An 11,725-nucleotide genomic window follows, 5' to 3' on the forward strand; every position below is an offset into this window, starting at 1 on the left:
AACGCGATGAGACGGCCTGCACTCTGGTTATCGATCGCGCCGGCGTTCTGCGTATTGGCGCTGCTGTTCTACGTGCCGCTGGCGGGGGCGATCTACGGCAGCGTGGCCGACGGCAAACATCATGTCTCGCTGGCCGCGTACCAATCGCTGCTACGCGATGCATCGGTGCGGCGCGGCCTGTTCTTCTCCCTCGAATATGCGCTTGCATCGACGAGCGCCGCGCTGGTCTACGGCCTCGCCTGGGCGGCGCTCATGCACCGCGCCTTTCCCGGAAAGCGGTGGTTCGGCGTGCTCAGCCGGGCGCCGATCATGATCCCTGGCGTTGCCGTGGCGCTGATGATGTTGACGCTGCTCGAACAGGGCGGTTTTTTGGCGAGGGCGATCGCGCCGTTAGGCATCGCATTGCCGCGCATCGTGCGAGATCCGGCCGGTGCGGGTACCGTCATCGCACTCGCATGGAAAGAAGCGCCACTGATGGGCGCGATCGTCGCGAGCGCATTCGGCACCTTGCGCAAGGAAGTCGTGCAGGCCGCCCGCTCGTTGGGCGCCACGGCATGGCGTGCATTTTGGCTGATACAGGTGCCCGCCGCCATGCCGGGCATTGCAGCCGCCGCGCTGCTCGGCTTCGTGCGGGCGCTCGGCGCGTTCGCCATTCCGAGTCTGCTCGGTCCTGCTTATCCCAAACCGATCCTAGTGCTCTTGTACGAAGCATTCGAATACGGCGACTGGCCTCGCGTCTGCGCCATCGGCACGGTGTTTGCGGCCGCCTCGATCGTCGTCGCCTGGCTCTATTACGGCATCATCCAAACGCTCGTCGATCGCGACCTCGGCGCCCGAACGCATGATGCCAATAGGAGAGCAAGGTCATGAGCGGACACGGAGGGCCGAGCACGCGAGCCGCTTTGTGCCGCGTGCTGCTCAGCGCGGGCCTGTATGGGCAATTGGCCTTGGTGCTGGGCGTTCCGCTCATGCTGCTCGTGCTCTGGTCGGTATCGGACGGATGGTTCCCGCCCGACGTATTCCCGCAAGCCTATACGGATGCGCACTGGCGCGAGGCGCTCAGCGATCCGCTACTGGGTCACGCGTTGCTTTCGAGCATCGCCATCGCCGTTCTCGTGACCGTGCCGTCGGCACTACTGTCGATTGCACCGGCCTGGGCGATGTCGCGGATGGCACCGCGCACCCGCCGCATTTTCGAATGGGCCATTCTTACTCCGCTGATCGTTCCCGGGATCGTCATCGCGACGACGCTCGGTAAATTGCTTTTGCTTGCCCATCTCAGCTACACCTGGGCCGGCGTCGTGCTGGCGCAATTGATCGGCACGCTGCCGCTCATGATCCGCATCTTGTGCGCGAGCTTCATGAGGCTGCCCGACGATGCGATAGCGGCCGCGCGTTCGCTTGGCGCCAACGTCTATCAGGCAATCTGGCATATCGGCCTGCCGTTGGCGCGAAATGCGGTGCTTGCCGGCAGTCTCGTCGTATTCGCGTCGAGCTTGGAAGAATTCGACAAGACGTTCGTGATCGGCGCCCCCAACGTTCAAACGCTGCCCGTATTGCTTTACTTTCGGCTCGACGGCGCCGGCATCGTATTCCCGGTCGCCGCGGTATCGAGCTTGCTGCTGACGCTGCCGGGACTACTCATCTTCATCGTGGCCGCTCGCGCCGCGAAGATGGACCAACGAGGCGAATCGCCCGAGCAAATCGATACCGCGAGTCACCTCGAAGCGGGAAGCTGAGCGAGCGGCTGTCGTCGCGCAAGCCGGGAATTACACTCATCCCGCCGCCCAGGCCACGAGTTGAGAGCCGGCGCTGCTAGTAATCCTCGTGCCCATGACCATATCCGTATCCATACCCGTAACCGTGCTCGTACTGCGCCGGATGCGAATCCAGCGGATAGCCACGCAGATCCGTAGCCACATCCGCGATGCGCGTGGCAGCCTGCGCGATCTCGTGGACGCCGCTGGCGCCCAATATTCGCGCCGTCTCGGTGGCTTGGATCTCCTGGCGCAACGGCGCCTTCCACAGTTCAGCATCGAACACCTGCTCGGCGAACGGCTCGGTGCTGCTTTCGCCGGGCGGGACCAGCAGGTCCGGGTGGGGACCGTGCTGCATTCTGCTAGCCGCGCGGTACGCGAAGTCAACGGAGACGATCGGCGTCGGATGAAACAATCCGTCTTGCGAATACCGGAAATTGGGGCCGAGCTTTTCCATCTCGCGGCGCAGTTGCTTTTCCATTCGACGCTGATGCTTTTGCTGGATCGCCCGCATCTGCCCGTGCGCATCGGCGCCGGTCGCGCGGTCGTAGTGGTACCTGCCTTCGACCTCATGCTCGCTTGCCGCAAAGGCGGAGTCCTCCGCGAAGATCGCGGGGCCTTTGCCCCACGGATCCATGACGACGTGTTGCCCGCGGCTGGAACCCGCCCCGTGCAACTCCGCCCAAGAGTGGTCCAATTGATTGCTGCCTACGCAGTGGACCTCTTCCCCCTCCCCCAGCTTCGCTGCGTGCATAAAGGTCGCCACGCCGGCGTGCTCGCCGCAACTGCCGGCTTGGGCAACCATGGCTCCCGCCGCCCTGCGAACACCGGCCGAGACATCGACCTTCCTACCGCCGATCTTGACCTTGGACGGGACCTTATTCATCAAGGTGCGGCCAGCCTCAGTCCGGATCGAGCTCTCGCCGCTGCTATCGCGGATGTCGTCATGCACGTTGCCGCGGCCATACCTCAGCGCTTGGCGAGTTGCCGCGACGGTCGCGTTCCCGCCCATCAGCATATCGAGCGCTGGGCCTCCTACCGTTTCGCCGAGCCGGTGGCGGGCCAGCAGGTAACCGCCTAATTGGCATTGGCCATCGGACAGTGCCGTACTCGTCCGGTGGTCATCACGCCCAGGGGAGGCCGTCGCGCTGCTGCGCCGCGGCGCCAGGCCCTCCAACGCGCCGGAAGCGCGGAGGGCGCTCGTCGAGGGTGCATCGAAATGACTGGCGGCATGCCGTGGCGTGTCGTCGTCCGCCTGCCCCGTCGCGCAAAAGCAATTCAGGATCGATTTCAGAGAGGAAGGCATGGACGTCTCCTTTACGCGTGGAATGCGCAAGCAATCGTTGGCTAAAAATCGTCGTCCGAGGCCAGTTCCGGATGCGATCTCAACGGATATCCCTGTGGGTCCATCGCAACCTCGGCGATGCGCTTCGCGGCCTGTGCGACTTCTCGCGAATGAGCACGGCATTCTCGCGCGAAGACCGAATGACGCCGCTCCGCCCGAACGAAAAAGTCCAGCCCACGACGAAATGGGGCTAGCTTCCAAGCCTGGACGTTCTCGATACGGCGTTCACCATAGCGACCGCCGCGTCAACGAAAGCAACGGAAAAGCCACCGTTCAGCAGAGAGAACTGCGATGTTCCATTGATAAATCGCTCACGCGAATTCGCCAACGCAGAATACGTTTCGCCTCGATTCGGCGACATACGGTGGCATGCGAAGACAATAGTAGTTTTAAAGGAGATCGATATTGGTATTTGTTTCGGAAAGACCGCGTCAACTTCTGGCGTGCCGTCATACGCCCACTCCTCCGAGGCAGCGGGAGTGCCACAGCAACAACCGTCGTGGTCGGCGCGCAATCCGGAAGAAGGTGTCCTTTCCGGACTGCCGCGGAGAGGCCAAGAGGCCGGCCCATCGCATCATGTGACCGAAACCGACGCGTACCGTAACGTGGTTGATTTTTCCCCAAAGGTAGAGCGACAAACCATTCGAGAGCCTGGAGAGTCGCTGCGCACGTCTGCACTCACGCTGTGTACCGGCGTAGCCGTCGGCGGTGTACGCCGCGATGACGACGGCAGCGTGGCCGCTTCGTCAGTATCGATTTTTCACGTTTTGCCCGGCGTACCGTCGCCAGGTGTGGCCATTGCACGAAAAGTGCGGGTGTTGCGCGCGGCCGGCTTTGAAGTCAATGCGGTCATCGCCGGTGGGGACCGCACGACTCAAGCCGGACGGAACGTGCGAGCGGCCTTGGAAGGAATGCTCGAGGGCATGAACGTTCCGCTCGAAAAGGGCCCCCTTTCCGACGGATTCAAGTCTCACTTCATCTCCGCGACGATCGAGGATAACGGAGAAATCGGATACGAGACCTATAGTGGCCATTGACCGCGAGCAAGGGGCACGCGCTTACTTTTATCGATGATCGTGAGCGAAAATTTTTGCACCAAGACGAACGATGACCATGCCGGTGTTGGTCCCGCACAGTGAAGGGCGCTGGTCGTGAAATTTCAAAACAGAAGCATCGGCTGAATACCCCTACGGAAAATCCTTACGCTTATAGAAAACTCAATTTAACGCTTTCCTTTTAACCAAAATTTATTTAAATTACCTCACCGCGTGAATGGCGCTTCGAATCAACCAACGAAACATCCGGATCGATATGAAACCTCATCGTTTGAAAGCGACGCTATGCGCCGCCCTCCTTCTACTCGGCATGCAGGCGGCGCACGCCGGTGACGCGAAAAACGCGCTGCGCCCGCTCGTCGAAAGCGCGGCGCAGCGGCTCGAGATCGGCGAAGAAGTGGCGGTGTCGAAGTGGGACAGCGGCAAGAGCGTAGAAGACCTGGCGCGCGAGAGCGCCGTGATATCGAACGCAGTCGCGGAGGGTCAGCGCGCGAATCTCGCCGCCGCCGACGTGACGCGCTTTTTCAAAGCGCAAATCGAGGCAAACAAACTCGTGCAGTATGAACTGCTCGCAAGGTGGCGGCGTGCAGGCTCCGCTCCCCAGCATGCACCGGTGGATCTCGCCGGAAAAATCCGCCCTGAACTCGATCGCCTGCAAACGAAGATGATTGCCGAGCTCGCCAATGCCGATTCCTTGCTCGATAGCAATGAATGCGCAAAGGAAGTGGCCCGAGCAGTTGGCCGCTACGCGTTCGAGCATCAATTCGATCCGGCCGATCTGCCGGTGCTCGCCCTCGATCGCGCCATGGCCGGGTTTTGCCGCGTCTACTGATTGAATGCGACTATCGCAGAGCATTGCTCGCATCCGCACGCAATGGCACGATAGCCGCGGCCCTCGTTCGTTTCGATCGTGGGCCGGCATCCCCTCGCATCATCGCGGTAAACGACTAATTGCATCGTCATGCGGAAAGCGCGCGCATTCAAAATTCGCCATAAATACCTCGATTCCGTCGATCGCAAACGTTTTCCATTCAATTGTCGTTCTCTCGCGATGACGCCATTTGCCATGATTACAAGCAAATAAGGATTTCCTTACCCTCAAATCATCGGCGTCGTACCCGTTAATAGACTAGTCAGTCTTCAATTTTTCTACGTCTATGAACATCAAGCAAAAGCTCCAACTCCTCGTGGCGGTGTCCATCGTTTCCATCAGCGGCGGCCTTGCCATTGCGGAGCTGAGCTTGAGCTCGGCCAACGACGCGCAGATCGCCACGCGACACGCGCTGCAGGTTTCGCAGGGCGTGACGGAAATCAAGGCGAACGCCTACGCGACGATCGAAATGGATCCGACGTCCGACGATACGAAGCAAGTCTTCGCGAAGGCCGAGCAAGACATCGTGAAGTGGACTGACCGAGTCAAGCCGTTGATAGCCGATTCCGCAACGCAAGCACAATTAACCGACATCCTTGCCCGATGGGCAGACTACGACCACGAGTCGCAAGACATCATCAATCTGGCAAAGAGCGACGCAAAGACGGCCAATGAGCAAATGGTGGCGCTTTACCGCACGAGCTTCAAGCCCTTGGAGGCACTACTCGAGCGCTCCACGGAAGACACGCGTAACAAAGCGCAGGAAAGCGCGGGCAAGGCACAGCGGGCTAGAAAACAAGCCAATTTGACGATCACTACCGTGCTCGTCTTCATCCTCGTGCTCGTCGTGGGCTGGATTACCGCGCTCTCGCGCTCGATTCTGGGCGCGCTCGATAGCATCAAGGCCACCCTCGAGCGCGCCAGCACGTCGCTCGATCTGGCCGAGCGCGCGCCCGTCCTAGCCCACGACGAGATCGGCGCGGCGGCGACGGCGTTCAACGCGTTGATGACACGCGTGGGCGAGGCAATGCAATCGGTGCGGCAATCGGCCGAGACGGTCGGCACGGGTTCGAAGCAGATCGCGAGCGGCAACACCGAACTGTCGGCGCGGACTGAGCAACAGGCCGCGTCGCTCGAGGAAACGGCCGCGAGCATGACGCAACTGACGCAAACGGTGAAACAGAACAGCGACAATGCCCGCCAGGCCAATGCGCTGGCCACGCGCGCGACGGACATGGCGGACGCCGGTAACGAAGCCGTGCAAGGCATGGTCCGGTCCATCGGCGAGGTCAGTTCGAGCTCGGATAAAATCTCGACGATTACGAGTACGATCGAAGGCATTGCATTTCAGACGAACATCCTCGCATTGAACGCAGCCGTCGAGGCGGCACGAGCGGGTGAGCAGGGCCGCGGCTTCGCCGTCGTCGCAAGTGAAGTGCGATCGCTGGCTCAGCGCTCCGCAGCGGCGGCGAAGGAAATCAAGGAGTTGATCGCTTCGTCCGTGTCGATGATTCAGAGCAGCGCCAGCCAAGCAACGGAAGTCGGCTCGACGATGGGCGAGGTGAAGCAAGCCATCAAGCAAGTGTCGGATATCGTCGGCGAGATTGCTGCTGCGTCGGAAGAACAGAGCCAAGGCATCGAACAAGTCCACCAGGCTGTCTCGCAGATGGACGACGTCACTCAGCAGAACGCCTCGCTCGTCGAAGAGGCGGCGGCAGCAGCCCACTCGCTCGACGAGCAGGCAGCGAAGTTGACAGAAGCGGTATCTGTATTCAAGCTCGAGGGCGCGCGCGCGTCGACGCTGCAGCCTATGCTTGCGCGACGAACGGCGCGCCCGAGCGCATTGAGGCATTGACGGTTTGCAGGTGCCGGCTAGGCTGCGCAGAAACCTAGCCGACCACGGCAAGCATCAGCTTGTTCGCATCCAAGCGGAAGATAAGGGTTCCATTCGATGATCGCGAAAATATCCGCTCCCTGGCGGACGTTGCAGGCCACCATCGAGCGGCTCGACAGCAAGCTTTATTTCGTGGCCATCCGGCGGGGACTCGCCCTCCCGCTTCCGCTCATCATGGTCGGCGCGTTCGCGCTACTGATCCGATTCCCTCCCACTGCAAGCATTCGCGCGTCGCTGCTCGATACGTTCGGCCCCCGCCTCGACTCGTTTTGCAACAGCGTGCTCGCCGGCACGTTCGGGATCGGCTCGCTAGTGGCCATGTACGGTTTCGCGGAAACGCTGACGACACTGCACAACCAGCGATTAGGTCATCGCCTGGTGAATCCGACCGTCGCCACGATGGTGGTGACGGCGTGCTTCTTTACCGTGCTTGCCCCCAGGAACGACGCGGCGCTCGTTGCATCGCTGTCGCTCGGGCAAGGCTTGTTCGGTGCGCTCATCGTGGCGTCCATCGGCGGCAGCTTGTTTCTGAAGCTCTGCACGATCCGGCATCTGCGCATCCCGACCGGCAATTTCGGCAATGACCCGCTCGTCAGCGATGTGTTCACCGTCATTCCAGCCGCATCGCTGACGATCCTCACGTTCGCCGTGCTGAAAGTGGTACTGAACGGCCTCGGCTGGCCCGACTTCGTCGACACGATGACTGCGGCGATCGGCAAACCTATCCTGACGCTCGCCAACAGCCTGTCGTTCTGCATGAGCTACGAGGCGGCCTCGCAACTGCTTTGGCTGCTCGGCATCCACGGGCCGAATGCGCTGCACGTCGTCGAGCAACACGTGCTCGACCCGGCTGCGAGCGCGAACATGGCGGCCGCCGTGAATGGCGCGCCTTTGCCATACATTTTCACGTTCGATTTCTTTTTCGCGTTTGCGCGAATGGGCGGATCGGGCGGCACCTTGAGCCTCATCCTCGCATTGCTGGCAGTCAGCCGCACCGCCCGCCAGCGCAAGTTCGCGTTGCTGATGCTGTTGCCCGCGGTGTTCAACGTCAACGAACCGTTGCTGTTCGGCCTGCCGTTGGTGCTCAATCCCATCTACGCCGTTCCGTTCGTGTTGGCCCCGCTGGCTCAAGCCCTGCTCGCTTACGCCGCGATCGCATTGCACGTCATGCCGAAAGTGGGTCACAGCATTGCGTGGACCACCCCGGCCTTGTACAGCGGCTACGCGGTGACCGGCTCGCTTTCCGGAACGCTCGTTCAGTTGCTTTGCCTGGCCGCCGGCGCGTTGATCTATGCGCCGTTCGTTCGCGTGGCCGACTCGCTCGCCGCGAAAAAGACGCGGCAGGTGCTCGCCTCGCTGCTTCAGATCGCCGAATCGCCCGAGTCCGTCTTGAAAGCAAAGCGCTTCTTGGAGCTCCCGGGCAACGAGGGAAGAATGGCGGTGGTGCTGGCGAACGATTTGAGCGAAGCGATGAAGACAGGCGATCAAATCTTCCTCGAATTCCAACCTCAGATCGATATGCAGACCGGGCGAATCTTCGGCGCGGAGGCCCTGCTGCGCTGGCAACATCCGGTCGTGGGCCGCATTGCACCACCCATTGCAGTGACGCTCGCCGACGATACGGGGCAAACCGACGTCCTCGGCCTCCATATCCTTTCACTGGCCTGCCGGCAACGCGCAGCCTGGCAAGGGATCGTGCCGGACGACTTCGTGATCGCGGTCAATCTATCGCCCCGGCAATTGCTCGATCGCGGATTTCATCGAAAGGTCATGGACATCCTCGATCGCGAGTTGCTCTCGCCGTCCGTGCTCGAGCTCGAAATCACCGAATACACGGCGTTGCTTCCCGAGTCCAATGCACTCAATAACCTCGAGCGGCTTCGCGCGGCCGGCGTCAAGGTCGCGCTCGACGATTTCGGAATGGGTCACACCTCGCTGCACTATCTGCGCGAATTTCCTTTGGATACCGTCAAGATAGACAAATCCCTTGCGGACGTCACGGCCGGCAGCATCAACGAACACATCGTCAAGAGCATCGCCGACCTCAGCCGCTCGCTCTCGCTCTCGCTCGTGGTCGAAGGCGTCGAAACCGAGGTGCAGCTCGAGCGCCTTTCCACCTTGGGCTGCCATCGCTTCCAGGGCTACTTCTTCAGCCATCCGCTGGCGCCGGATGTCTGCGCACGGTTCATCGCCGGCAGGAGCTGGCCGGTGCCTTGCGATGTCGGACTGGCATGATGCCTGCGACAGCGTAAAGCGTCCGGGGCCAAAGCATGAGAGTCGACCAATGGCTATCTCCACGCTGCGTCGTCTGCCGCGCGCCGCGCGCGTCGAAGGGGCCTGCGCACTAGACGCGGTGCAGCAGTTCGGCAACGATCGCTGTGCGACGTTGGCAGCGGGCATCGCGTTTTACTCGGCGTTTTCGTTGGCACCGATGCTCGTCATGGTGATCGCGGTCGCGGGCTGGTTCTTCGGCACCAACGCGATACGCGGGCAGATATTCCAGGATGCGCATCTACTGATCGGCGACGAAGCCGCCGCGGCCGTGCAGATGATCGTCGCCAATGCGCGCTCGCACAGCGGCTCGGGCGGCATGGCCGCATTCATCTCGTTCGTGGCGCTGGCGCTGGGCGCATCGGCCACGTTCTCCTCGCTGAATACGGCACTTTCGGTAGTCTGGCCGGCCGACGCGTCCGAACGCGTCTCGAGCGTCATCGCGCTCGTCAAGGTAAGGCTGATCTCATTCGGTCTCGTTCTGGGCGTCGCCTTTCTGGCGATCGTTTCGCTCGTGCTCGATACGGTCGTGACCTTCATCGGCGACTGGCTTTTGGGAGGCACGCCCTTCGTCGTGATCGGCAACATCGTGCAGTTGGTGCTGAGCGTGATCGTGCTGGCCTTCGCATTCGCCGCGCTGCTGAAGTTTCTGCCCGACGCGCACGTCGCATGGCGCGACGCACTCACGGGCGGCATCGTCGCCGCATTGCTCTTCACCGCGGGCAAGAAGCTGTTCGCGCTTTATCTGGCCCACGCCGGGCTCTCCAATGCGTTCGGGGCCGCGGGCTCGCTCGCCGTCTTATTGATGTGGCTTTACTTCTCCGCCGCTGTATTGTTGCTCGGTGCCGAATATGCTGCCGCGAGAGGACGCGGTCGAATGCGCGGCGATTTACCCAAAGCAGCGGAATAAAGCTGACTAATAGCGGTGGCATTGCGCACCAACATAATTCCCGGAGCTTGTCCAGATACGGATCGGCGCAATGACGAGTGCGCCGGAGGCACCGGGAGCCCGATGCACCGGCAAGCGGCAAAGTGCCGTGGATCCAGAGTATTACATGAGCCACCGCCGTGCGCGATGCCCCGTGTCGGGGAAAAACTTGCGTGTTTGCGTCGCAATTTTGCGATTTCTCAAATGCAGTATTTCCGAGTCAACAATAATCGATAGGCATTTTTACGGTTCGGACGACGGCTCTGTTACGTTTTGACGACAGTGACTTTTTTTCCGCTCATCCTTTCAAGAGCATTGCGCTATTCTCCCTCCCGCAACAGTCTAATAACGTTTCGCGTGGAGAAATGATGAAAAAAATCGCTTTGTCAACCCTCTCGCTCGCCTTGCTCGGCGTTGCCGGTGCTGCCCACGCTCAAACCAGCGTGACGCTGTATGGCGTAATCGACAATTCGCTCACGTACGTGCACAACGCAAACGGCAACCAGAGCCTGTGGGCGCTGGGCAACGCCAGCGGCGGCGATCTGGCCGGTACGCGCTGGGGCTTGAAGGGTCAAGAAGACCTCGGCGGCGGCCTCGCTGCGATCTTCCAAATCGAGAACGGCTTCGACCCGTCGAACGGCCGTCTCGGCCAAAATAATCGCGAATTCGGCCGCCAAGCGTTCGTCGGCCTGACGAGCCAAACCTACGGTACGTTCACGCTCGGCCGTCAATACGACCCGGTCGTCGACATGGTCCAAGCGATCACGGCCGACAACTACTTCGGCAGCGCATTCGCCACGCCGGGCGACGTCGACAACTACGACAACAGCTCGCGCACGGACAACGCGGTCAAGTACGTGTCGCCGGTATTCGCCGGGTTCCAAGCCGAAGCCATGTACGCATTCGGCGGCGTTGCCGGCTCGACGGGCAGTGGTCAAACGTGGTCGCTGGCTGCCGCGTACAACAACGGCCCGATCGGCCTGGCTGCCGGCTACTTCCGTGCCAATAACACGAACACGTTGACGAACGGTCTGCGCTCCGCCTGGAACGGCACGTCGGGCGGCACGTTCGACGGCCCGATCAACCTCGCGTATCAGACGGCTAAGTCGATCGGCATCGCGCGCGTCGCGGGGCAGTACACGGTCGGTCCGTTCACGATGGGCGCGAGCTACAGCAACGCGCAGTACAAGTCGGATGCCTTCTCGACGTTCGGGTCGACCGAGAAGTACAACTCGGGTAGCGGCTTCTTCAACTACCAGGCAACGCCGGCGCTGCTGTTGGGCCTTGGCTACACCTACATGAAGTCGAGCGGCGATACGTCGGCAACTTATCACCAAGCTTCGCTGGGTGCGGACTACTCGCTGTCGAAGCGCACGGACGTGTACCTCGTGGGCGCGTATCAGCACGCACGCGGCAACACCCGTGATGCCGGCACGGGCAATGTGGTGGGCGCGCAGGCTTCGGTCGGCTCCTACGGCTACAACGGCACGAACTCGCAAGAACTCGTCGCTTTGGGCCTGCGCCACAAGTTCTAAAACGCGCTCACGAGCAATCGGCGAGACAAAAACTCAGCAGTACGCAAGCAGCATCGAGCCAGCCGGGAT

9 protein-coding genes are annotated in these 11,725 nt (G+C 61.4%); 8 read left to right on the forward strand and 1 reads right to left on the reverse strand.

Features of this window, described 5'->3' with window-relative positions:
* Positions 1–6: 6 nt before the first annotated feature.
* Both ACTHNZ_RS05335 and ACTHNZ_RS05340 read left to right on the forward strand, forming a co-directional pair.
* On the forward strand, positions 7–870 hold the full coding sequence (locus tag ACTHNZ_RS05335) for an ABC transporter permease (RefSeq protein ID WP_440541456.1): 864 nt from the start codon (positions 7–9) through the stop codon (positions 868–870).
* The gene (locus ACTHNZ_RS05340; protein WP_440541457.1) at positions 867–1,739 is read left to right on the forward strand and encodes an ABC transporter permease; all 873 of its coding nucleotides are present in this window, start codon (positions 867–869) and stop codon (positions 1,737–1,739) included. The genes ACTHNZ_RS05335 and ACTHNZ_RS05340 overlap by 4 nt, the downstream gene beginning before the upstream one ends.
* A gap of 76 nt (positions 1,740–1,815) precedes the next feature.
* Here the strand turns inward: ACTHNZ_RS05340 and ACTHNZ_RS05345 are convergent, their stop codons facing one another.
* Positions 1,816–3,063 carry an AVRPPHE avirulence protein gene (locus tag ACTHNZ_RS05345; RefSeq protein ID WP_440541458.1) on the reverse strand — a complete coding sequence of 416 codons (1,248 nt, stop codon included), beginning with the start codon at positions 3,061–3,063 and terminating at the stop codon, positions 1,816–1,818.
* A gap of 518 nt (positions 3,064–3,581) precedes the next feature.
* On the opposite strand from ACTHNZ_RS05345, the gene ACTHNZ_RS05350 reads away from it, so the two are divergent.
* The 6 genes from ACTHNZ_RS05350 (at position 3,582) to ACTHNZ_RS05375 (ending at position 11,656) form a co-directional block, all read left to right on the forward strand.
* The gene (locus ACTHNZ_RS05350; protein WP_440541459.1) at positions 3,582–4,139 is read left to right on the forward strand and encodes a hypothetical protein; all 558 of its coding nucleotides are present in this window, start codon (positions 3,582–3,584) and stop codon (positions 4,137–4,139) included.
* Positions 4,140–4,413: 274 nt separating this feature from the next.
* On the forward strand, positions 4,414–4,989 hold the full coding sequence (locus tag ACTHNZ_RS05355) for a chorismate mutase (RefSeq protein ID WP_440541460.1): 576 nt from the start codon (positions 4,414–4,416) through the stop codon (positions 4,987–4,989).
* Positions 4,990–5,314: 325 nt separating this feature from the next.
* Positions 5,315–6,883 carry a methyl-accepting chemotaxis protein gene (locus ACTHNZ_RS05360; protein WP_440541461.1) on the forward strand — a complete coding sequence of 523 codons (1,569 nt, stop codon included), beginning with the start codon at positions 5,315–5,317 and terminating at the stop codon, positions 6,881–6,883.
* Positions 6,884–6,979: 96 nt separating this feature from the next.
* Complete coding sequence (locus ACTHNZ_RS05365) at positions 6,980–9,157, forward strand: EAL domain-containing protein (RefSeq protein WP_440541462.1); 2,178 nt, start codon at positions 6,980–6,982, stop codon at positions 9,155–9,157.
* A gap of 49 nt (positions 9,158–9,206) precedes the next feature.
* Positions 9,207–10,103: a YihY/virulence factor BrkB family protein gene (locus ACTHNZ_RS05370; RefSeq protein ID WP_440541463.1), complete on the forward strand. Its 897-nt coding sequence runs from the start codon at positions 9,207–9,209 to the stop codon at positions 10,101–10,103.
* A gap of 386 nt (positions 10,104–10,489) precedes the next feature.
* Positions 10,490–11,656 (forward strand): porin, encoded by a 1,167-nt coding sequence (locus ACTHNZ_RS05375; RefSeq protein ID WP_440541464.1) that lies wholly within the window; start codon positions 10,490–10,492, stop codon positions 11,654–11,656.
* Positions 11,657–11,725 lie beyond the last annotated feature (69 nt).

This window comes from Trinickia sp., assembly GCF_051953955.1.
In the GTDB taxonomy this organism is placed as follows: domain Bacteria; phylum Pseudomonadota; class Gammaproteobacteria; order Burkholderiales; family Burkholderiaceae; genus Trinickia.

Bases quoted from the DNA above. Each gene is read 5' to 3' on its own strand.
- ACTHNZ_RS05335 (WP_440541456.1), top strand. From the start codon at position 7: ATGAGACGGCCTGCACTCTGGTTATCGATCGCGCCGGCGTTCTGCGTA.
- ACTHNZ_RS05340 (WP_440541457.1), top strand. From the start codon at position 867: ATGAGCGGACACGGAGGGCCGAGCACGCGAGCCGCTTTGTGCCGCGTG.
- ACTHNZ_RS05345 (WP_440541458.1), bottom strand. From the start codon at position 3,063: ATGCCTTCCTCTCTGAAATCGATCCTGAATTGCTTTTGCGCGACGGGG.
- ACTHNZ_RS05355 (WP_440541460.1), top strand. From the start codon at position 4,414: ATGAAACCTCATCGTTTGAAAGCGACGCTATGCGCCGCCCTCCTTCTA.
- ACTHNZ_RS05360 (WP_440541461.1), top strand. From the start codon at position 5,315: ATGAACATCAAGCAAAAGCTCCAACTCCTCGTGGCGGTGTCCATCGTT.
- ACTHNZ_RS05365 (WP_440541462.1), top strand. From the start codon at position 6,980: ATGATCGCGAAAATATCCGCTCCCTGGCGGACGTTGCAGGCCACCATC.
- ACTHNZ_RS05370 (WP_440541463.1), top strand. From the start codon at position 9,207: ATGGCTATCTCCACGCTGCGTCGTCTGCCGCGCGCCGCGCGCGTCGAA.
- ACTHNZ_RS05375 (WP_440541464.1), top strand. From the start codon at position 10,490: ATGAAAAAAATCGCTTTGTCAACCCTCTCGCTCGCCTTGCTCGGCGTT.